The organism is Enterobacter cloacae complex sp. 2024EL-00711 (assembly GCF_047529885.1).
Lineage (GTDB): Bacteria > Pseudomonadota > Gammaproteobacteria > Enterobacterales > Enterobacteriaceae > Enterobacter > Enterobacter ludwigii.
In genome coordinates, this window is the sequence record NZ_JBLIZC010000007.1 from 22726 (window position 1) to 44640 (window position 21915).

Below are 21915 nucleotides of genomic sequence, written 5' to 3' on the forward strand. Positions count from 1 at the left end.
TCTCACTGAGGGAGAGGGAGGCAGGGACACGAACTAAAATACCGAGGATTGTCATGGCTGAATTACTGTTAGGCGTCAACATTGATCACATCGCCACGCTGCGTAATGCACGCGGCACGGCTTATCCCGATCCGGTTCAGGCGGCGTTCATCGCTGAGCAGGCTGGCGCCGATGGCATTACCGTTCACCTGCGTGAAGACCGCCGTCATATTACCGACCGCGATGTGCGCATTTTGCGTCAGACGCTGGATACCCGCATGAACCTGGAGATGGCGGTCACGGAAGAGATGCTGACGATTGCCTGCGAGACGAAGCCGCATTTCTGCTGCCTGGTACCGGAAAAACGTCAGGAAGTGACCACCGAAGGGGGCCTGGACGTGGCGGGTCAACGCGACAAAATGCGTGATGCCTGCAAGCGTCTGGCTGAGGCGGGTATCCTGGTCTCTCTGTTCATCGACGCCGATGTAGCACAGATCAAAGCGGCTGCCGAAGTGGGCGCGCCCTATATTGAAATTCATACCGGCTGTTACGCTGATGCGAAAGACGAAACTACGCAGGCCAAAGAGCTGGAGCGTATCGCCAATGCGGCCACCTATGCCGCGAGCCTGGGGCTGAAAGTTAACGCCGGGCATGGCCTGACCTACCATAACGTCAAGGCCATTGCAGCCCTGCCAGAAATGCATGAGCTGAATATCGGCCACGCTATTATTGGCCGTGCGGTAATGAGTGGCCTGAAAGAGGCGGTCTCAGAAATGAAACGCCTGATGCTGGAAGCGCGTCAGTAATGGCTATTCTGGGCTTAGGCACCGATATCGTTGAAATAGCCCGCATTGAAGCGGTGATCGCCCGTAGCGGCGATCGCCTGGCACGACGCGTGTTGAGCGATAACGAATGGGCCATCTGGGAGACGCATCAGCAGCCGGTACGTTTTCTGGCCAAGCGCTTTGCCGTCAAAGAGGCGGCAGCCAAAGCCTTCGGCACCGGTATTCGTAACGGTCTGGCGTTTAATCAGTTTGAAGTGTTTAACGATGAGCTGGGTAAACCGCGCCTGCGTTTATGGGGTGAGGCGCAAACGCTGGCAGAGAAACTCGGCGTAAATCACATGCACGTGACGCTCGCCGATGAACGCCACTACGCCTGCGCGACGGTGATTATCGAAAGTTAAAGTTTGTCCGCGTGATGCAGCAGGACAAACTTATCCCAAAGCTGCTCTTCGCTCTCGACGTGTGCCGGATCCTTCAGGATGGTATTGGGGATTGGGCACACTTTCTGACAGGTCGGCGTTTCGTAGTGGCCGATGCATTCAGTGCAGCGGTCGCTGTTAATCTCATAAATGCTCTCGCCCATCGAAATCGCCTGGTTCGGGCATTCCGGTTCGCACATATCGCAATTGATGCATTTTTTGGTGATTAACAGCGCCATCAGGAAATTCTCAGAAACAACACAAACAGGGCGGGCATTATACGCTCATTACCTGTTCAAACCAGTTTTTTTACCAGCTCTTCACTGTGCCGGATACGCTCTGGCGCGTGCTCCAGATCCTGTTGCACCAGGGCCATAAACAGCAGGTCGGTCAACATCATTTGCGCACTTGTCGAGGAGATCGCCGCGCTGCGCGTGGCCTGCTCTTCCGCGATCGTATATAAACAGCGCGTAGCCCGCTGCTGCAGCGCGTTGGGAGTAAACCCGGTGATGGCCAGAATCTTACCGCCTACGCGTAAGGCTTCATCGGTAGCCATATTGATCTCACGGCGTTCGCCGGAATAGGAGATCGCCAGCAGCAGATCGTTAGCATCCATCGCCTGCACGGTCGCCAGCAGGGCGTGCATATCCTGCTCGACAATGGCGTTGTAACCTATTTTTGTCAGCTTCCAGCCAAAGTTACGTGCCACCAGTCCGGATGCGCCTATCCCGGTCAAAATAATACGTCGCGCTGCACGCAGCATCGCAACGCTTTCCAGTAATTTTTCTTCGGTATTCACATCAAGGGTGGCATGCATGGCCGCGACATTCTCTTTGATGAGCTTCTCTCCCACCAGACGCATCGGGTCATCGCCACGAATCTGATTATGCACCGGCATCGACTGCGGATTGGGGTTACTCACCAGCGCTTCGCTAATCGCCAGCTTGAGAGCCGGGAAGCCTTTAAAGCCAATCTTCTGGGCAAATTTCACCACGCTCGACTGGCTCACTCCGGCCTCACTCGCCAGCTGCTGCGAGCTGAGATGGCGGGCATGGTCGGGCTGAGAGAGCAGAAAATCCGCCAGCTTTTTATCGCTTTGAGCAAAGCCTGCATAGCGCTGGCGAATGCGAATTAAACAGTTCATAGGTTCTCCTGGCGAAATTGTGATTGTCTGCGCAAATACGAATTTTGCTCGCCTGAATGAATTTTATATTCCATTATAGTGAGATTATTATGAATTAAAAATTCTTGAGGTACAAAAGATGAATCTTGGCTCACTTGTTTCTGAAACGCGTAACCCACAAACCATGGATCTGGATGCGCTCAGCACCCTGGAGCTGGTTAACCGTTTTAATCAACAGGATACGCTGGTCGCGCAGGCAGTGAAAGAGACATTACCGGAGGTGGCGAAAGCTGTCGATGCGGCGGCGGAAGCACTGAAGGCCGGTGGTCGCATTATCTACATGGGCGCCGGAACCAGCGGGCGTCTTGGTGTGCTGGATGCCTCTGAATGTCCGCCAACGTTTGGTGTGCCGCACGGTCTGGTGGTCGGGTTGATTGCTGGCGGCCCTGGCGCGCTGCTGAAAGCCGTGGAAGGAGCGGAAGACAACAAACAGCTCGGCGAGGATGACCTGAAGGGGCTAAATCTGACCGCTCAGGATCTGGTTGTTGGGCTGGCGGCCTCCGGGCGTACGCCGTACGTTATCGGCGGTCTGGAGTATGCCAACAAGACGGGCTGCACCACGGTGGCGATTTCCTGTAATCCTGGCTCGCCGATTGCGCAGGTCGCTGCTATCGCTATCTCTCCGGTTGTCGGCCCGGAAGCGTTAACCGGTTCTACGCGTCTGAAATCCGGCACCGCGCAAAAGCTGGTGCTCAACATGATCTCCACTGGCGCGATGGTGAAGTTTGGCAAGGTTTATCAGAACCTGATGGTGGATATGCAAGCGACCAACGTCAAGCTGGTGGACAGAGCCTGCCGTATGGTCATGGAGGCGACGGGAGCAAGCCGCGAAGAGGCGGAAGCGGTACTGAAACAAACCGATCACGATGTTAAACCGGCCATTCTGATGATCCTGAGCGGACTGGACGCTGCGGCCGCCAGAGCAAGGCTCAATGCCCATAACGGGTTCTTACGGGCGGCATTAGAAAACTAACAGAGGCGTGTATGGACAAAACAGCAGCGCTCGCCAGCGATATCCTGCAGGGGATCGGTGGGGAAAAAAATATTCAGCGTCTGGAAAACTGCATGACGCGCGTGCGCGTCGAGGTGCATAACGACGAGCAGCTTGATGTGCCGCGTCTGAAGCAGCTTTCCGGCGTGAGTGGTTACGTTAAACAGGGGCAACAGCACCAGCTGATTGTCGGGCCGGGAAAGGCGGCGCAGGTTGTGGATGCCATGCGTGCGCTGATGGTCGGCGGCGAGAGCGTGGCGATCGATGACGTCGAACGTACGAAGGCGCAGGCAAAGGCCCGATACAAAGCCCCCATGAGCGATGCGCTGCGACAACTGGCCAACGTCTTTATTCCGCTGATCCCGGCGTTTATTGCCTCTGGCTTAATCACCGGGATCATCAATATTCTTAAGCGTCCGGATATCGTAGGGGACTTCGCGACCCACTACCCTAATTTATTAGGCATTCTCGGTATTTTCGGCAGCGCCGTGTTTGCCATTATGAACATTCTGGTGGGGGTCAACACCGCGAAGGTCTTTGGCGGCTCGCTGGCCATGGGCGGGGTGATGGCAGGTATTCTGTCCAGCCCACAACTGGCGCAGATAACCCTGTTTGGTGAGGCGCTCCAGCCTGGACGCGGCGGGGTGATTGCCGTGCTGCTGGTGGTCATCCTGATGTGCTGGATCGAGAAGAAACTGCGCACTCTCCTGCCTGGATCAATTGAGCTGATCCTCAATCCACTGTTAACGACGTTAATCACCGGCAGCGTGGCTATTGTGGCGTTACAACCGCTGGGGGGCTGGATCTCTGAGGCCATCGCCCATGGCGCATCGCTGGCTATCGATCGCGGCGGTCTGTTAGTGGGTGCCGTGCTGTCAGGCACCTTCTTGCCGCTGGTACTGACCGGTCTGCATCAGGGGCTGGTGCCGATCCACGTCGAGCTGGTGCAGGCGCACGGTTACAACGCGCTGCTGCCCATCCTGTCGATGGCTGGCGTGGGGCAGGTCGGGGCGGCGATTGCCGTACTGATGAAAACCCGCAACGCGCGGCTGAAAAAAGTGATCAAAGGTGCGTTGCCGGTCGGATTACTCGGAATTGGCGAGCCGCTGATTTTCGGCGTCACGCTGCCGCTGGGGAAACCGTTCCTCGGTGCTTGCCTGGGAGGGGCGGTAGGCGGAGCGCTGATCAGCTACTGGAAAGTGGCAACGGTGATCACCTTCGGGATCTCCGGGCTGCCGCTGGCGCTCACCATCGTGACCGGAAAAGTTATGCTCTATCTGTTAGGCTATCTGGTAGCGGTGATCGCCGGGTTCCTGTTTACCTGGCTGTTAGGATTCAACGATCCAGAGGAGTAAGGTTTGGCAAATCACGAGCGTCGCGTTGTTTTTTTCGACCTGGACGGTACGCTGCATCAGCAGGATATGTTTGGTAAGTTTATGCGCTACCTGCTGCGGCGTCAGCCTTTGAATGCGCTGCTCGTATTACCACTCTTACCCGTTATTGGCATTGCGCTGTTGCTAAAAGGTCGGGCAGCGCGCTGGCCAATGAGCCTGTTGCTCTGGGGCTGTACCTTTGGACGCAGCGAAGCGCGGCTTAAACAGCTTCAGCAGGATTTTGTGCACTGGTTTCGCGGGCATGTGACCGCGTTTCCGGTTGTTCAGGCAAGGCTCACCAGCTATCTCGACGCGAACGATGCCGACATCTGGTTGATTACCGGATCCCCGCAAGCGCTGGTGGAACAGGTCTATTATGATACTCCGTGGCTGCCGCGGGTGAATCTTATCGCCACGCAAATTACCCGCGGGTACGGTGGATGGGTACTGACCATGCGCTGCCTGGGACATGAAAAGGTGGTGCAACTGGAGAAGCGAATCGGTACGCCACTGCGTCTTTATAGCGGCTACAGCGACAGCAAGCAGGACAACCCGCTGCTCTATTTTTGCCAGCATCGCTGGCGCGTCACGCCCGCAGGCGAACTTCAGCAACTCGAATAGTCTTATCTATAGCGGGTGTGTATAATGCCGCCCGCTTTTAGACTGGAGTATCAACCGTTGTGCAACCCTGAACGCGATCATGAATACTGGATGCGCCATGCGCTTACGCTTGCCCAGCGCGCCTGGGACGAGGGGGAAGTGCCCGTGGGTGCTGTGCTTGTCCACAATAACCAGGTGATAGGGGAAGGGTGGAACCGCCCGATTGGCCGTCACGATCCGACTGCGCACGCTGAAATCATGGCCCTTCGTCAGGGCGGAATGGTGCTGCAAAACTACCGTCTGCTTGATACCACGCTGTATGTCACGCTTGAGCCGTGCGTTATGTGTTCCGGCGCGATGGTGCATAGCCGTATCGGCACGCTGGTCTTTGGCGCGCGGGATGAAAAAACCGGAGCGGCCGGTTCGCTGATGGACGTACTGGGACACCCGGGAATGAACCACCAGGTGCAGACTATCGGTGGGGTACTTGCACCAGAGTGTGCGGGGCTATTAAGTGATTTCTTTCGAATGCGCCGTCAGCAGAAAAAGCAACAAAAGGCAGAATTGAAGTTGTCGGGCGACTAAGTTCGTCCGGTGCCACCACCGGATAACTCTGGGCCAGTTGGTTTGCTTCTGCCGCCTCTTTTTCCTTCTCCAGCAGATAACCCACCAGGCTAATCTGATATTTACGGATATTTTCCACGTAGGCGTAGGCTTCATGCCCGCGTGCGTAACCGTAGGTCAGCTTGTTGTACCACGGCTTCTGGCTCAACAGCGGCAGGCGCTGTTTTACGTCTGACCAGCTGTCCGGGTTACCTTTCGTTTTCGCCGTCAGCGCGCGCGCGTCAAGCATGTGCGCATAACCCATGTTGTAGGCTGCCAGCGCAAACCAGATCCGTTCCTCTTCAGGCACCGTCTCCGGCACTTTGCCCATCATGTCCTGCAGATACCGTGCGCCGCCGCTGATGCTCTGTTCTGCATCGGTACGGTCAGTCAGCCCAAGGCTCTGAGCGGTATTTTTAGTGAGCATCATTAAGCCGCGAACGCCAGTGGGCGAGGTGGCCTGAGTATCCCAGTGGGATTCCTGATAAGAGATCGCTGCCAGTAATCGCCAGTCGATCTCCTGGGCATACTTTTCAAATAACGGCTGCAGGTCTGGCAGCACGCTATCGACCGCGCGCAAGAAGCTTCGGGTGTCGACGTAATCAAAATCGTCACCGTGGCCGAGGTATTTCTCTTCCAGACGCGCCAGCGTACCGTCTTCATTGATGGTGTTGAAGAAATCAAGCATCGCCGCAGAGAGGGTCTGATCGTCATCAAGCTGGCTAAACCAGGTCACCGGCTGTTCGTCTGTCACGTCCAGCGCCACCGCGATTTCGGGGTGCACGCGCTGGAAAAGGCTGATCGCGACCGAATCAGCGATGGTGTAGGGCAGTTTTTTATCTTTTACCTGGTCCAGCAGCTCAGTCGTGCCGAGCTTAGGATCAACCGTCCAGCTCAGGTCCGGGAATTTCTTCTCCTTGAGCTCACGCAGATCGTCAATCACGACGTGACCCGGGGCGATGGTCAACTGTTGTGCATTAATCGCCGCCAGCGTTCGCGGGCGCAGGCTCCCGACCCGGTAGACCAGCTGTTGCGAAACGGAGTAGTAGGTTGGGCCTGGCTGATAGTTCTTGCTGCGCTCGCTGTTGTACACCAGCCCGGCCGCAAGGATATCGGCATCGTTGTTATCCAGGTCATCAAACAGCTGGCTGATATTCTGACGAACGGTAATTTTGAGCTTCACGCCAAGATAGTCGGCAAACTGCTGCGCCAGTTCATAATCCAGGCCAATCGTTTTGCCGTTAATGTCGCTGTAAATCAGCGGCGAGTTGAGGGTACTGACGCGCAATTCCCCCCGCTCCTGTATGGCGGCGATACGGTTTTCGGCTTTACCGAACCAGGGGATGGAAGGCCAGAGGGCCACTGCCAGCAGCAACGTTACAATGCCGATGAGCAGATAATTAATCTTTAATTTTTTCAATTAGTTAATTCTCTGCGACGCCGGGTGCCTCAGTATGCTGTAGCCATGTTAAGAATAAGGTTTGCCATTGAATGAGCGGCATTTTGCGTAAAGTTACGCCACTTGGCAACAAATTAGAGAGAGAGGTCACATCTATTGTTAAACGTAAACGTTGATTTTATTTCGACGCAAACGGTTTCGTCGACGCTCAGGATTCTCTATAATGACGCCCGTTTTCCCCCCTTGCGCACACTGTAAGCGCCCCGGCGCTTCGAAGACGAGAGACTTATGATGGAAATTCTGCGTGGTTCGCCTGCACTGTCTGCCTTCCGTATCAATAAACTGCTGGCACGTTTTCAGGCAGCCGACCTTCCGGTAAGCAATATTTACGCTGAGTATGTCCATTTTGCTGACCTGAATGCACCCCTGAATGCAGAGGAGCGAGTACAGCTGGAACGCCTGCTCAAATATGGTCCAAGCCTGAGCAGCCATACGCCAACCGGCAAACTGATCCTTGCGACGCCTCGTCCAGGCACCATCTCCCCCTGGTCTTCCAAAGCCACCGACATCGCCCACAACTGTGGTCTGAACCAGATTAACCGTCTGGAGCGCGGCGTGGCGTACTACGTTGAAGCCTCTACCCTGACCGATGCGCAGTGGCAAACCGTTGCCGCTGAGCTGCACGACCGCATGATGGAGAGTGTCTTTGCCTCTCTGGACGATGCGCAGAAACTCTTCTCCCACCATCAGCCTGCGCCGGTACAGAGCGTCGATTTGCTGGGGCAGGGCCGTCAGGCGCTGATTGACGCCAACCTGCGTCTCGGTCTGGCACTGGCAGAAGATGAAATTGACTACCTGCAGGATGCGTTTGTTAAGCTGAACCGCAACCCGAACGACATCGAACTTTACATGTTCGCTCAGGCAAACTCTGAGCACTGCCGTCACAAGATTTTCAACGCCGACTGGATTATCGACGGTGAAGAGCAGCCGAAGTCGCTGTTCAAAATGATCAAAAACACCATGGAAAAAACGCCTGACCACGTGCTGTCTGCTTACAAAGACAACGCCGCGGTGATGGAAGGTTCTGACGTGGGCCGCTTCTTCGCCGATCGCGAAGCAGGGCGCTATGATTTCCATCAGGAGCCGGCGCATATCCTGATGAAAGTCGAAACGCATAACCACCCGACGGCGATCTCGCCGTGGCCGGGTGCGGCGACCGGGTCTGGCGGGGAAATCCGCGACGAAGGCGCAACCGGACGGGGGGCTAAACCAAAAGCCGGTCTGGTCGGTTTCTCCGTCTCCAACCTGCGCATCCCGGGCTTTGAACAGCCGTGGGAAGAAGATTTCGGCAAGCCGGAACGTATTGTGACCGCGCTGGATATCATGACCGAAGGCCCACTGGGCGGGGCGGCGTTCAACAATGAATTTGGACGTCCTGCGCTGAACGGTTACTTCCGTACCTACGAAGAGAAAGTGGAGAGCCACAACGGCGAAGAGCTGCGCGGCTATCACAAACCGATCATGCTGGCTGGCGGGATCGGTAACATTCGCGCCGATCACGTGCAAAAAGGCGAGATCGTAGTCGGTGCGAAGCTGATCGTTCTGGGTGGCCCGGCAATGAACATCGGCCTGGGCGGCGGGGCTGCCTCCTCTATGACCTCCGGTCAGTCTGATGCGGATCTCGATTTTGCATCCGTACAGCGTGATAACCCGGAGATGGAACGCCGTTGCCAGGAGGTCATTGACCGCTGCTGGCAGCTGGGTGATGCCAACCCCATCCTCTTTATTCACGACGTAGGCGCGGGCGGTCTGTCCAACGCCATGCCGGAGCTGGTCAGTGACGGTGGTCGTGGCGGTCGTTTCAACCTGCGCGACATCCTGAGTGATGAGCCAGGCATGAGCCCGCTGGAAATCTGGTGTAACGAATCCCAGGAACGTTATGTTCTGGCCATCGCTGCCGATCAGCTGCCGCTGTTTGACGAGCTGTGCCGCCGCGAGCGTGCCCCGTATGCCGTCATCGGTGAAGCGACCGAAGCGCTGCACCTGTCCCTGAGCGACACCCATTTCGACAACCAGCCGATCGATCTGCCGCTGGACGTGTTGCTCGGTAAAACGCCGAAGATGACCCGCGACGTTGAGACCCGTAAAGCAGCTGGCAAAGCGCTGGATCGTCAGGGCATTACCGTGGCTGACGCGGTCAATCGCGTTCTGCACCTGCCGGCCGTGGCGGAGAAAACCTTCCTGGTCACCATCGGCGACCGTACCGTGACCGGTATGGTGTCGCGCGATCAGATGGTTGGCCCGTGGCAGATCCCGGTGGCTAACTGTGCCGTCACCACCGCGAGTCTCGACAGCTACTATGGTGAAGCGATGGCGCTGGGCGAACGTACCCCGGTCGCTCTGCTGGACTTCGCCGCGTCTGCTCGCCTTGCCGTTGGTGAAGCACTGACCAACATTGCCGCAACGCAGATTGGCGACATTAAACGTATCAAACTTTCCGCGAACTGGATGGCCGCAGCGGGCCACCCGGGCGAAGATGCGGGCCTGTATGAAGCCGTGAAGGCGGTGGGTGAAGAGCTCTGCCCGGCGCTCGGCCTGACCATTCCGGTGGGTAAAGACTCCATGTCGATGAAGACCCGCTGGCAGGAGGGTAACGAGCAGCGCGAGATGACCTCTCCGCTGTCGCTGATCATCTCCGCGTTTGCCCGCGTAGAAGACGTGCGCCATACCGTGACGCCACAGCTGGTGACTGAAGATAACGCCCTGCTGCTGATTGACCTGGGTAAAGGCCATAACGCACTAGGAGCGACCGCGCTGGCGCAGGTTTATCGTCAGCTGGGTGATAAGCCGGCAGATGTGCGTGATGTGGCGCAGTTAAAAGGTTTCTACGACGCCATCCAGGCCCTGGTGGCACAGCGTAAACTGCTGGCCTACCACGACCGTTCCGACGGCGGCCTGCTGGTTACTCTGGCTGAGATGGCCTTCACCGGCCACTGCGGTGTCGAAGCGAACATCGCGACGCTGGGCGAGGATCGTCTGGCGGCGCTGTTTAACGAAGAACTGGGCGCGGTGATTCAGGTGCGTGCCGCAGATCGTGACGCGGTTGAAAGCGTACTGGCTCAGCACGGCCTGGCAGACTGCGTGCATTATCTGGGTAAAGCCGTGCAGGGCGACCGCTTTGTCATTGAAGCGGATGGCCACGCGGTGTTCAGCGAGAGCCGTTCTACACTGCGTATGTGGTGGGCTGAAACCACCTGGCAGATGCAGCGCCTGCGTGACAACCCGGAGTGTGCCGATCAGGAACACAACGCGAAGGCTAACGACAACGATCCTGGCCTGAACGTGAAGCTCTCCTTCGACATCAACGAAGATATCGCCGCGCCGTACATTGCGACCGGCGCGCGTCCGAAAGTGGCCGTACTGCGTGAGCAGGGCGTCAACTCCCACGTTGAGATGGCTGCTGCCTTCTACCGTGCGGGTTTTGATGCCATCGACGTTCACATGAGCGACCTGCTGGCCGGGCGTACCGGTCTGGAAGATTTCCAGGCGCTGGTCGCCTGCGGTGGTTTCTCTTACGGCGACGTGCTGGGTGCAGGTGAGGGTTGGGCGAAGTCCATCCTCTTCAACAGCCGTGTCCGCGACGAGTTTGAAACCTTCTTCCACCGTCCGCAAACGCTGGCGCTGGGCGTATGTAATGGCTGTCAGATGATGTCCAACCTGCGCGAGCTGATCCCCGGTAGCGAAGCCTGGCCGCGCTTTGTGCGTAACCAGTCCGACCGCTTTGAAGCGCGTTTCAGCCTCGTGGAAGTGACCCAAAGCCCGTCTCTGCTGCTGCAGGGCATGGTAGGGTCGCAGATGCCAATCGCCGTTTCCCATGGCGAAGGCCAGGTTGAAGTGCGCGATGCAGCTCATCTGGCTCAGCTTGAAAGCAAAGGTCTGGTGGCGCTGCGCTTTGTCGATAACTTCGGCAAGGTGACAGAATCCTACCCGGCTAACCCGAACGGTTCGGTGAACGGTATCACTGCGGTGACCAGCGAAAGCGGTCGTGCGACCATTATGATGCCGCACCCGGAACGAGTGTTCCGTACCGTGAGCAACTCCTGGCACCCGGAAAACTGGGGCGAGGACAGCCCGTGGATGCGTATCTTCCGTAATGCGCGTAAACAGCTAGGTTAAGCGTACCGCTACTCCCACAGCAGGCCCGGTGCGCGAAAACGCCACCGGGCTTTTTTGTGCCTGTCGCAAAACCGCGACAATCCGCTATTCGTGGTGTCTCCAAAAGGAGACATTTAACTCATTGAATTGTATAGGGTGTGGTGGGTTGTCGTTAAGGTGTTGCTTTTTAGCGACACTTAGCCTGGAAATCATTCAGCGGGAAATTAACGGCATAATTGCATAAAATACATAAATATCAACAAGATAATTTATTGTTATGCATTATGGCACGAGTGTTGCATAATATTAATCAGTGGCTCATTCACCTTCTTATGTCAGCCCCTTCGGGACGTGCTACATAAACTTCGAATGACGCACAAAAAGGTGCCTGCCGTCCAACTACTGATCATAGCGTTGCTTTATCAGGCCAGGGCGAAACGTCGAGTTAGGCACCGCCTCATTCCATGACAAAGCCGGGTTTTTACCCGGCTTTGTTGTATCTGAAGGGCAGACTCAGTTACGCTCTCCTTAAACCCCGATAAAGAGAGTAATGCGTTGAAACGCTGGCCCGTTTTTCCTCGTTCCCTGCGACAGCTTGTCATGATGGCCTTTCTGCTGATCCTGCTGCCTTTGCTGATCCTGGCATGGCAGGCGTGGCAGAGTCTCAACGCGCTCAGTGCGCAGGCGGCACTGACTAACCGCACGACGCTGATCGACGCCCGACGCAGTGAAGCGATGACTAACGCCGCGCTGGAGATGGAACGCAGCTATCGCCAGTACTGCGTGCTCGACGATCCTACTCTGGAAAAGGTCTATCAGAATCAACGTAAACGCTACAGTGAAATGCTGGACGCCCATGCAGGGGTGCTGCCGGACGATAAGCTTTATCAGGCGTTACGTCAGGATTTGAACGATCTGGCGCAACTGCAGTGTAAGAACAGTGGCCCGGATGCCGCAGCGGCTGCCCGTCTGGAAGCCTTTGCGAATGCCAATACCGAGATGGTGCAGTCTACCCGCACGGTTATCTTCTCTCGCGGGCAACAGCTGCAGCAGGAGATTGCGGAACGTGGCCAGTTCTTTGGCTGGCAGGCGCTGGTGCTGTTCCTCGTCAGCCTCGGCCTGGTTCTGCTCTTTACCCGCATGATCATCGGCCCGGTGAAGGGTATCCAGCGCATGATTAACCGCCTGGGCGAGGGGAAGTCTCTCGGGGATACGGTCGCCTTTAAAGGTCCTCGCGAGTTGCGCTCCGTTGGCCAGCGCATTATCTGGCTTTCTGAACGTCTGGCATGGCTGGAATCCCAGCGCCATCAGTTCTTGCGCCATATTTCCCATGAGCTTAAAACGCCGCTTGCCAGCATGCGAGAAGGAACGGAACTGCTGGCGGATGAAGTGGCGGGGCCGCTTACGCCCGAACAGAAAGAGATTGTCGACATCCTGGATGCCAGCAGCCGCAATCTGCAAAAGCTGATTGAGCAACTGCTGGACTACAACCGCAAGCTGGCGGATGGCGCGGTGGTGCTGGAAAACGTTGATATTGCGCCGCTGGTGGATATGGTGATCTCCGCCCATAGCTTGCCAGCAAGAGCTAAAATGATGCATACCGGGGTGGAGCTCAGTGAGCCAACCTGCCTCGCGGAACCGATGCTGTTGATGAGCGTTCTGGATAATCTTTACTCCAATGCGGTGCACTATGGTACTGAATCCGGTAACATTTATATCCGAAGTTATACGAATGGTTCACGGGTGTTTATTGACGTCGCTAACACCGGCACTCCAATCCCTGATGACGAAAAAACCATGATCTTTGAACCCTTTTTCCAGGGAAGTCATCAGCGGAAAGGGGCGGTAAAAGGAAGTGGGCTGGGCCTGAGTATTGCCCGGGACTGCATACGACGCATGCAGGGTGAGCTGAAAATTGCCACGGACGAACGGTCAGATGTTTGCTTCCGTATTGAACTGCCCCTGAGCCGGAAAAATCAATGAAATGAATCTATGCCTGGTGAGTATGTCACACGTCTTTTCCCGCGCCGTGCGCGCGGTGTTTTCCAGCAATATGTTTCGCCTGAGCCTGCCCTGTTTATTTCTGGCGGGCTGTGTTTCCCATGTGCCGCAAAGTGCGATTAGCGATAAACAACAAGATAAATGGCCAGATAATCAGCTGGCAGATTTCCTGTCGACCCGCTGTGACGACATCTGGAACCTGTCGGGGCATGACGTCGAGAGCAATCCGCTGTTCTGGCTACGTGGAATAGATTGCGCCCAGCGTCTGGCGCCGGTTGAGGCGCGCTCGCAAGCGGCGATGCTCAATGACGATACCTGGCAGGACGCGTTCAAGCGTGGAATTTTACTCGCGGATGCGAAAATCACCCCCGTTGAGCGTCGCACCAACGTCACGCGGCTGGACACGTTTGTTGGAAATCTTCCGGCGCAGGTGCGCCCGGTGTATCAGCTCTGGCGTGATGGTCAGGCGTTGCAACTGCAGTTGTCTGAAGAGCGTTTTCGCTACAGCAAATTACAGCAATCCACCGACAGCGAGCTTGATACGCTGCGCCAGCAGGAGCAGCACTTGCGTGCTCAACTGGATACCACGACGCGCAAGCTTGAAAACCTGACCGACATCGAAAGACAGCTCTCGACGCGTAAACCGGCCGGAAATTATCTGCCTGATGCGCCAAAAGGGTCAGCCGCGACGCCAGACGGTGATGCGCAGAAACAAGAGGATGTGAAGCCATGACAAGCCGAAAACCTGCCCATCTCTTACTGGTGGATGACGATCCGGGGCTGTTAAAGCTGCTGGGGATGCGTCTGGTCAGTGAAGGCTACAGCGTGGTGACGGCGGAAAGCGGGCAGGAGGGGCTGAAAGTCCTGAGCCGCGAGAAGGTTGATCTGGTGATTAGCGACCTGCGAATGGATGAAATGGATGGCCTGCAGCTGTTCGCGGAGATCCAGAAGCAGCAGCCTGGCATGCCGGTGATCATCCTGACGGCGCATGGATCGATTCCGGATGCCGTTGCCGCGACGCAGCAGGGGGTATTCAGCTTCCTGACCAAGCCGGTAGATAAAGATGCCCTCTATAAGGCTATCGACAGCGCGCTTGAGCACGCGGCTCCGTCGAATGATGAAGCGTGGCGGGAGTCTATCGTCACCCGCAGCCCGATTATGCTGCGTCTGCTCGAACAGGCCCGGATGGTGGCGCAGTCAGACGTTAGCGTGTTGATTAACGGCCAGAGCGGTACCGGGAAAGAGATCCTTGCCCAGGCTATCCATAACGCCAGCCCGCGCAGCAAAAACGCCTTTATCGCGATTAACTGTGGTGCGCTTCCTGAACAACTGCTTGAGTCTGAACTGTTTGGTCATGCCCGCGGGGCGTTCACCGGGGCGGTGAGCAGCCGGGAAGGGCTTTTCCAGGCGGCAGAAGGCGGCACACTTTTCCTGGACGAGATTGGCGATATGCCGGCACCGCTGCAGGTCAAATTGCTGCGTGTTTTGCAGGAGCGAAAAGTGCGCCCCCTCGGCAGTAACCGCGATATCGATATTAACGTGCGTATCATTTCGGCCACGCACCGCGATTTACCAAAAGTCATGGCGCGCAACGAGTTTCGTGAAGATCTCTACTACCGTCTGAACGTGGTGAACCTGAAAATTCCGGCACTGGCCGAGCGGGCGGAAGATATTCCGCTGCTGGCAAACCATCTTTTGCGCCAGGCGGCCGATCGGCATAAGCCTTTTGTCCGGGCGTTTTCCACCGATGCGATGAAACGGCTGATGGCTGCAAGCTGGCCGGGCAACGTGCGCCAGTTGGTGAACGTTATTGAACAGTGCGTGGCGCTGACCTCGTCACCCGTCATTAGCGACGCGCTGGTGGAGCAGGCGCTGGAAGGGGAAAACACCGCGCTGCCGACGTTTGCAGAAGCGCGTAATCAGTTCGAACTGAACTATCTGCGCAAGCTCCTGCAGATAACCAAAGGCAACGTAACCCATGCGGCGCGTATGGCCGGGCGCAACCGTACCGAGTTCTACAAGCTGCTCTCCCGCCATGAGCTGGAAGCAAACGATTTTAAAGAGTAGTACCGCAAAATCTGAATGAGTATGATACTGTGAGCAACCGATTACGAAGCAGCTTACAGGCAAGAGTTTAAGGACCCACCATGAAAAAGATTGATGCGATTATTAAACCTTTCAAACTGGATGATGTGCGTGAAGCGCTGGCGGAAGTGGGCATCACCGGGATGACAGTGACGGAAGTGAAAGGTTTTGGTCGCCAGAAGGGCCACACCGAACTTTACCGTGGCGCAGAGTACATGGTGGACTTTCTGCCAAAAGTGAAAATTGAAATCGTGGTGAGCGACGATATCGTGGATACCTGTGTGGATACCATTATCCGTACGGCGCAGACCGGCAAAATTGGCGACGGTAAAATCTTCGTCTTTGATGTGGCACGCGTGATCCGTATCCGTACCGGTGAAGAAGACGACGCCGCGATTTAATCGTCAGTACCTGATTCCTGATTCAGCCGGGTGGCGCTATGCTTACCCGGCCTGCAAAAACTCACCGGCCGGGAAAGTGTAGCGCCATCGGGCGATTACAGTACTTTATGCGGCCCAAAACATTCGTAATGAATGTTGTCTTTATTCACGCCCAACTCCACCAGCTGCTTCGCGGCATACTGCATAAACGCGACCGGTCCGCAGACATAAAACTGCATCTCCGGCGCGCTGAATGCCCCTTCGTGCTGACTCAAATTCATCAGACCTTCGCTGTCAAAGCGTGCGGCTGCACGGTCGGCATCCGTCGGCAGACGATACCAGGTATGGGCGGTAAAGCGTGGCAGACCGGAAGCCAGCGCATTCACTTCATCGGCAAACGCGTGCACTTCACCGTTCTCGGCGGCGTGGAACCAGTTTACCTGCGCGCTGTGGTTTGATTTAGCGAGGGTGTCGAGCATCGCCAGCATTGGCGTCTGGCCCACCCCGGCTGAGATCAAGGTGAACGGCGTATTCGCCTCAACCGCCATAAAGAAATCGCCCGCAGGCGCGGCCAGATGAACCACATCACCCACGTTAGCCTCGTTATGCAGCCAGTTTGATACCTGGCCGCCATCTTCGCGTTTTACGGCAATGCGATAACGTTTACCGTCTGGTTTGCGGGTCAGGGAGTACTGGCGAATCTCCTGGTGCGGGAAACCTTCAGGCTTCAGCCACACGCCCAGATACTGTCCCGGCTGATAATCAGCGACCGGCTTGCCATCCACCGGCTCGAACTCAAAACTGGTGATGAGCTGGCTGCGCGGCGTTTTCTCGACGATGCGGAAAGCGCGGGTACCTTCCCAGCCGCCTGTCTTACTGGCGTTTTCGCTGTAGATCTGTGCTTCACGGTTAATGAACACGTTTGCCAGCACGCCGTAGGCTTTTCCCCACGCGTCCAGCACCTCCTGACCCGGGCTAAACATCTCATCCAGTGTGGCCAGCAGATGGCCGCCGACGATGTTGTACTGCTCGGGTTTGATCTGGAAGCTGGTGTGCTTCTGCGCAATTTTTTCCACGGCAGGCAGCAACGCCGCCAGATTTTCGATATTACTGGCGTAGGCTGCGATGGCGTTGAACAGGGCTTCGCGCTGATCGCCGTTACGCTGGTTGCTCATGTTGAAAATCTCTTTCAACTCCGGGTTATGCGTAAACATACGATCGTAGAAATGGGCGATGAGTTTCGGGCCGGTTTCGACCAGCAGGGGAATAGTGGCTTTAACTGTGGCGATGGTTTGAGCGTCGAGCATAGCAGCGTCCTTCAGTGGTGTTTTTAATAATGTATTTTAAATGCATCTTATAAAAAATACCCCTGCGTTGTAAATGGTTCTTTGCAACGTGAAAAATATGCATCACAAACCTGAAAAGAAATCCGTTGAAAATGATGAGGGCTTTATTCCTCAAACCCTTGCGTGGCGGGTAGGAAAACGTTTGCGTAAAATCGTTTGTCAAGACCTGTTATCACAGAACTAATCAGTTATACTGTTGCCCGTCGTCCAACAGGACTGCCTTTTCAGGCCAAAATTTTATTGTTAGCTGAGTCAGGAGATGCGGATGTTAAAGCGTGAAATGAACATTGCCGATTATGATGCCGAACTGTGGCAGGCTATGGAGCAGGAAAAAGTACGTCAGGAAGAGCACATCGAACTGATCGCCTCCGAAAACTACACCAGCCCGCGCGTAATGCAGGCGCAGGGTTCTCAGCTGACCAACAAATACGCTGAAGGTTACCCGGGCAAACGCTACTACGGCGGTTGCGAGTACGTTGATATCGTTGAGCAACTGGCCATCGATCGCGCTAAAGAACTGTTTGGCGCCGACTACGCTAACGTACAGCCGCACTCTGGCTCTCAGGCTAACTTCGCGGTCTACACCGCGCTGCTGCAACCGGGCGATACCGTTCTGGGTATGAACCTGGCGCAAGGCGGCCACCTGACTCACGGCTCTCCGGTTAACTTCTCTGGCAAACTGTACAACATCATTCCTTACGGCATTGATGAGTCCGGTAAAATTGACTACGAAGACATGGCGAAGCAGGCGCAGACCCACAAACCGAAGATGATTATCGGCGGTTTCTCTGCTTACTCCGGTATCGTTGACTGGGCAAAAATGCGTGAAATCGCAGACAGCATCGGTGCTTACCTGTTCGTTGACATGGCGCACGTTGCCGGCCTGATTGCTGCAGGCGTTTATCCGAACCCGGTTCCGCATGCTCACGTTGTGACCACCACCACGCACAAAACCCTGGCGGGCCCACGCGGTGGCTTGATCCTGGCGAAAGGTGGCGACGAAGAGCTGTACAAAAAGCTGAACTCTGCCGTATTCCCAAGCGCGCAGGGCGGCCCACTGATGCACGTTATCGCGGCGAAAGCGGTGGCGCTGAAAGAAGCGATGGAGCCAGAGTTTAAAGTTTACCAGCAGCAGGTTGCTAAAAACGCCAAAGCGATGGTGGAAGTCTTCCTGAACCGCGGTTACAAAGTGGTTTCCGGTGGTACTGAGAACCACCTGTTCCTGCTGGACCTGGTTGATAAAAACCTGACCGGTAAAGAAGCTGACGCTGCCCTTGGCCGTGCCAACATCACCGTGAACAAAAACAGCGTGCCAAACGATCCGAAGAGCCCGTTCGTGACCTCCGGTATCCGTATCGGTTCTCCGGCTGTTACTCGCCGCGGCTTTAAAGAAGCGGAAGTGAAAGAGCTGGCAGGCTGGATGTGTGATGTTCTGGACAATATCAATGACGAAGCGGTTATCGAGCGCGTTAAAGGTAAAGTTCTGGAAATCTGCGCACGCTTCCCGGTATACGCATAATCTTTCTGTTTTGCAGAAATAAAAAAGGCCGCGATTGCGGCCTTTTTTTATGGGTTAACGCCGGTCAAGGGAGAGTGCTCCCGGTCCCACTATCGCCAGTAAAATAAACGCTCCGGCAATACTGATATTCTTGTAGAAGTTAATCATATTCGGCATGACGGCATCACCGGTCATATCCCAGTAGTGGTGGCCGATAATCGCGGTACCCAGCGTGTAAAATACAAAGAGTACGGCAACAGGGCGGGTGAAAAAGCCCAGCACGATCAGGATGGCGGCAGGCACCTCCATTACCACCGCAATAATGGCCGCCAGCATGGGCATGGGTGTACCCAGCGACGTCATATATTGTACGGTCCCGCTAAACCCCGTCAGTTTTGGATAGCCGAAGATAATAAACAGTACGACAAGCGCGATACGACCTATTAACAGCAACAGGTGACGTGCCTGGCCGAAATCTAAATAGCGAAGTGAGTTCATGGCAGAAATACCTCTGCAAGTGGAGTAATTTAAACGTAATACACATTTTCATTCCCTGCCATAAGTCAGATGACTGCACAATATGTTAAATTTTCGTTAATTTATAGCAGGCTATCGACTTGCTTAATTTTTGTATTCTCGCCAGACTATGGCCTCCATTTCGGGAGGGATTCATGGTCTTGCATTCCACGCGCTGGCTGGCGCTCAGTTATTTCACCTATTTCTTTAGCTACGGTATTTTTCTGCCTTTCTGGAGCGTCTGGCTCAAGGGGATCGGCCTGACGCCCGAGACCATAGGTATCCTGCTTGGCGCTGGTCTGGTGGCACGTTTCCTGGGAAGCCTGCTGATCGCACCGCGCGTCAGCGATCCCTCCTTGCTGATTAAGGCGGTACGCATTCTGGCGCTGTTGACGCTGGTCTTTGTCGCCTGTTTCTGGGTGAGCCACCAGTTTGCATGGCTGATGGTGGTGATGGTCGGTTTTAACCTCTTTTTCTCGCCGCTGGTTCCGCTGACGGATGCCCTGGCAAACACCTGGCAAAAACAGATAACGATGGATTATGGCCGCGTGCGGCTGTGGGGCTCAATTGCCTTTGTCATCGGCTCTGCACTGGTAGGTAAACTGGTTAGCCTTTACGATTACCGTGCGATCCTTGCGCTGCTGAGTATCGGTATTGCCTCCATGCTGCTGGGGATGCTGTTGCGTCCATCGGTAATGCCGCAAGGTGAGAGCCGTCATCAGGAAAGCGCCGGCTGGCCGGCCTGGCGAAGCCTGGTGGCACAAAGCTGGCGTTTCCTGGCCTGCGTCTGTCTGCTGCAGGGCGCGCACGCGGCGTACTATGGTTTCAGCGCCATCTACTGGCAGGGGGCAGGATACTCCGCATCTGCAGTGGGTTACCTGTGGTCGCTCGGTGTGGTCGCTGAAGTGATTATCTTCGCGCTGAGCAAAAAGCTGTTTCGGCGCTTCGGCGCGCGCGATCTGCTCCTGCTTTCTGCAGTCTGTGGTGTTATACGGTGGGGCATTATGGGCTGGACGACGGAACTGCCGTGGCTGATCGTGGCGCAAATTCTGCACTGCGGCACCTTCACGGTATGTCACCTGGCGGCCATGCGCTATATCGCCGCGCGTGAAGGCGGGGATGTCATTCGGTTGCAGTCGGTTTATTCGGCGGTGGCGATGGGCGGCAGCATTGCGGTGATGACGGTCTTTGCGGGCTTCCTTTACCAGCATCTGGGACACGGGGTCTTCTGGGTCATGGCGCTTGTCGCCCTACCGGCGATGTTCGTTCGTCCTAAAGTCGCCGCGCGCGCCTAGCTACGATTCCAGCATGGCGCGAATATGTTCTTGCTGCTGCGTGTTCAGCGTCTCAACGGCGTGGATCAGCGGTGGTGAGAACAGGGGCAGGGCGGTCGGATAAGGGGTGATGACCAGCGCCGCTTCGCGCGGTGCCCCCTCTTTCTGATAGGCCTGCAGCGTCTGATATCGAATGTTGAGCGGCAGCAACGTCAATTCGCGCAGTTGCTGCTCAATCACGTCCTCACAGGATTTATCCTCTCCCGTCAATAACACCACCTGCTTCTCATGCAGATCGGTCTCCTGCATCAGCCAGGCGCCGAAAATGACCGCCACCAGGCTCATCTCTTCATCAGAAAAACGCAGCCCGAATTCCGCTTCAAGCTCAAACAACGCCTCTTTGGTAGTGCGTAACAGGCGGGGATAGAGACGATGGATCTCTTCCGGCAGGCTATTGTCGATGCCTATCTCAAACAGCGAACGGTCCAGCGCCTGGGCCAGATGAATATAAAGCTGGTCGGTCAGCCCCTGTTCATCGCTAAAGTTCATCCCGGTTTGCGCCCGAAAACGGGCGACCATGCGCACAATTGCCCGGCGCAGACGCTGATCCTGCTGATGCTTATCAAGCACAGGGTCAGGGGTGCGCAGCATCATAAAAAGCAGTGCAAGAAACAGTTGTTCATCGCTGTGGGTCCCTTGTGGCACGCGGCGTTTCCAGTGACGAACAATCTCCTGAGCGGTGAAATATTCCCCTCTTGATTGCGTCCAGTTACGCTGCACCGATGAAAACTGCGGGGTATTCCCCAGATGATGCTGCATCAGGCAATACTGCAGATAGAGCTGTAAAAACTGTACGTCCCGGCAATCAAACGGCCGCTGAAGCTTACGCGAGCAGAAGCTGATCAACGCCCGCAGATTGGTATCGTCATAGAGAGGACGGGCAATGCCCTGCTGTTTAAGCGCGGTTTTCAGCGCGGGGGTAAACTGATGCGAAACGAATTGCGGACACAGCCGCATAGCCCTGCGCAGCCAGTGCAAAAGGCATAAACGTTGATTCAGGGCTGAGCCTTCAATCCGGTAGCTGCCGTCATGGTACGTGACGATGTCGAGCCGGTGATAGCGCTGGATTTCATCGCGCGTCTCGGCTATATCTTGCCGTGCCATAGCGTCGTCCACGCCATTGGCAGCGATAATGCTCTGTGCGGTAACGGCAGCATCGGGCAGGTAAAGCATTAAAAGCACCTGGCAGCGGCGCTGCGAACTGGAAAGCACAGATGGAATTTCAAGCGTCGTCATCATCTGTCGGGTATCCAGTGGGAATGTTTGAT

General features: G+C 55.8%; 19 protein-coding genes. 13 read left to right on the forward strand and 6 right to left on the reverse strand.

Annotated elements, in window-relative coordinates; translation table 11 throughout:
* Nucleotides 1-53 precede the first annotated feature (53 nt).
* Nucleotides 54-785 (forward strand): pyridoxine 5'-phosphate synthase, encoded by a 732-nt coding sequence (pdxJ, locus tag ACMVME_RS18305; protein ID WP_014171210.1) that lies wholly within the window; start codon nt 54-56, stop codon nt 783-785.
* Nucleotides 785-1165: a holo-ACP synthase gene (gene acpS / locus ACMVME_RS18310; protein ID WP_014171209.1), complete on the forward strand. Its 381-nt coding sequence runs from the start codon at nt 785-787 to the stop codon at nt 1163-1165. The genes pdxJ and acpS overlap by 1 nt, the downstream gene beginning before the upstream one ends.
* On the opposite strand, the gene ACMVME_RS18315 is transcribed toward acpS, so the two are convergent.
* Both ACMVME_RS18315 and ACMVME_RS18320 read right to left on the reverse strand, forming a co-directional pair.
* Nucleotides 1162-1422 carry a YfhL family 4Fe-4S dicluster ferredoxin gene (locus tag ACMVME_RS18315; RefSeq protein ID WP_020883006.1) on the reverse strand — a complete coding sequence of 87 codons (261 nt, stop codon included), beginning with the start codon at nt 1420-1422 and terminating at the stop codon, nt 1162-1164. The two genes, acpS and ACMVME_RS18315, sit on opposite strands and share 4 nt — an antisense overlap.
* A gap of 56 nt (nt 1423-1478) precedes the next feature.
* Nucleotides 1479-2327: a MurR/RpiR family transcriptional regulator gene (locus ACMVME_RS18320; protein WP_014171207.1), complete on the reverse strand. Its 849-nt coding sequence runs from the start codon at nt 2325-2327 to the stop codon at nt 1479-1481.
* 118 nt (nt 2328-2445) lie between these two features.
* Here ACMVME_RS18320 and murQ point away from each other — a divergent pair, with 118 nt between their 5' ends.
* Genes murQ through tadA form a run of 4 tightly spaced genes read left to right on the forward strand, consistent with a single transcriptional unit; the run spans nt 2446 to nt 5915 of the window.
* A complete protein-coding gene (murQ, locus tag ACMVME_RS18325) occupies nt 2446-3339 on the forward strand; it encodes an N-acetylmuramic acid 6-phosphate etherase (protein ID WP_014171205.1) in 894 nt (297 codons plus the stop codon).
* Between the two features lie 11 nt (nt 3340-3350).
* Nucleotides 3351-4712, forward strand: a complete 1362-nt coding sequence (locus tag ACMVME_RS18330; protein ID WP_025203450.1) for a PTS transporter subunit EIIC — start codon at nt 3351-3353, stop codon at nt 4710-4712.
* 3 nt (nt 4713-4715) lie between these two features.
* Nucleotides 4716-5351 carry a phosphatidylglycerophosphatase C gene (gene yfhb, locus ACMVME_RS18335; RefSeq protein WP_414743464.1) on the forward strand — a complete coding sequence of 212 codons (636 nt, stop codon included), beginning with the start codon at nt 4716-4718 and terminating at the stop codon, nt 5349-5351.
* A 24-nt stretch (nt 5352-5375) separates the two neighbouring features.
* Nucleotides 5376-5915, forward strand: coding sequence for a tRNA adenosine(34) deaminase TadA (tadA, locus tag ACMVME_RS18340; protein WP_068794876.1), 540 nt, complete (start codon nt 5376-5378; stop codon nt 5913-5915).
* Here tadA and mltF read toward each other — a convergent pair.
* The gene (mltF, locus tag ACMVME_RS18345; RefSeq protein WP_068794875.1) at nt 5803-7353 is read right to left on the reverse strand and encodes a membrane-bound lytic murein transglycosylase MltF; all 1551 of its coding nucleotides are present in this window, start codon (nt 7351-7353) and stop codon (nt 5803-5805) included. The two genes, tadA and mltF, sit on opposite strands and share 113 nt — an antisense overlap.
* Nucleotides 7354-7620: 267 nt before the next feature.
* Between mltF and purL the strand changes: the two genes are divergently transcribed.
* The 5 genes from purL (at nt 7621) to glnB (ending at nt 15974) form a co-directional block, all read left to right on the forward strand.
* Complete coding sequence (purL, locus tag ACMVME_RS18350; RefSeq protein ID WP_068794874.1) at nt 7621-11508, forward strand: phosphoribosylformylglycinamidine synthase; 3888 nt, start codon at nt 7621-7623, stop codon at nt 11506-11508.
* A gap of 534 nt (nt 11509-12042) precedes the next feature.
* On the forward strand, nt 12043-13470 hold the full coding sequence (gene qseE / locus ACMVME_RS18355; protein WP_025203453.1) for a two component system sensor histidine kinase QseE/GlrK: 1428 nt from the start codon (nt 12043-12045) through the stop codon (nt 13468-13470).
* 1 nt (nt 13471) lies between these two features.
* Nucleotides 13472-14221, forward strand: coding sequence for a two-component system QseEF-associated lipoprotein QseG (gene qseG, locus ACMVME_RS18360; protein ID WP_025203454.1), 750 nt, complete (start codon nt 13472-13474; stop codon nt 14219-14221).
* A complete protein-coding gene (gene glrR, locus ACMVME_RS18365; RefSeq protein ID WP_014171196.1) occupies nt 14218-15555 on the forward strand; it encodes a two-component system response regulator GlrR in 1338 nt (445 codons plus the stop codon). Before qseG ends, glrR begins: the two co-directional genes overlap by 4 nt.
* Before the next feature lie 80 nt (nt 15556-15635).
* Nucleotides 15636-15974 (forward strand): nitrogen regulatory protein P-II, encoded by a 339-nt coding sequence (gene glnB, locus ACMVME_RS18370; RefSeq protein ID WP_003860685.1) that lies wholly within the window; start codon nt 15636-15638, stop codon nt 15972-15974.
* 95 nt (nt 15975-16069) lie between these two features.
* On the opposite strand, the gene hmpA is transcribed toward glnB, so the two are convergent.
* Nucleotides 16070-17260: an NO-inducible flavohemoprotein gene (gene hmpA, locus ACMVME_RS18375; protein WP_068794873.1), complete on the reverse strand. Its 1191-nt coding sequence runs from the start codon at nt 17258-17260 to the stop codon at nt 16070-16072.
* A gap of 304 nt (nt 17261-17564) precedes the next feature.
* On the opposite strand from hmpA, the gene glyA reads away from it, so the two are divergent.
* Nucleotides 17565-18818: a serine hydroxymethyltransferase gene (glyA, locus tag ACMVME_RS18380; RefSeq protein WP_020883014.1), complete on the forward strand. Its 1254-nt coding sequence runs from the start codon at nt 17565-17567 to the stop codon at nt 18816-18818.
* A 54-nt stretch (nt 18819-18872) separates the two neighbouring features.
* Here the strand turns inward: glyA and ACMVME_RS18385 are convergent, their stop codons facing one another.
* Nucleotides 18873-19295: a DoxX family protein gene (locus tag ACMVME_RS18385; protein WP_014171191.1), complete on the reverse strand. Its 423-nt coding sequence runs from the start codon at nt 19293-19295 to the stop codon at nt 18873-18875.
* Nucleotides 19296-19468: 173 nt separating this feature from the next.
* Between ACMVME_RS18385 and ACMVME_RS18390 the strand changes: the two genes are divergently transcribed.
* Entirely contained in the window at nt 19469-20608 is a 1140-nt protein-coding gene (locus ACMVME_RS18390; protein WP_020883016.1) for a 3-phenylpropionate MFS transporter, read from the forward strand.
* Here the strand turns inward: ACMVME_RS18390 and csiE are convergent, their stop codons facing one another.
* Nucleotides 20609-21886: a stationary phase inducible protein CsiE gene (gene csiE / locus ACMVME_RS18395; RefSeq protein WP_014171189.1), complete on the reverse strand. Its 1278-nt coding sequence runs from the start codon at nt 21884-21886 to the stop codon at nt 20609-20611.
* Nucleotides 21887-21915 lie beyond the last annotated feature (29 nt).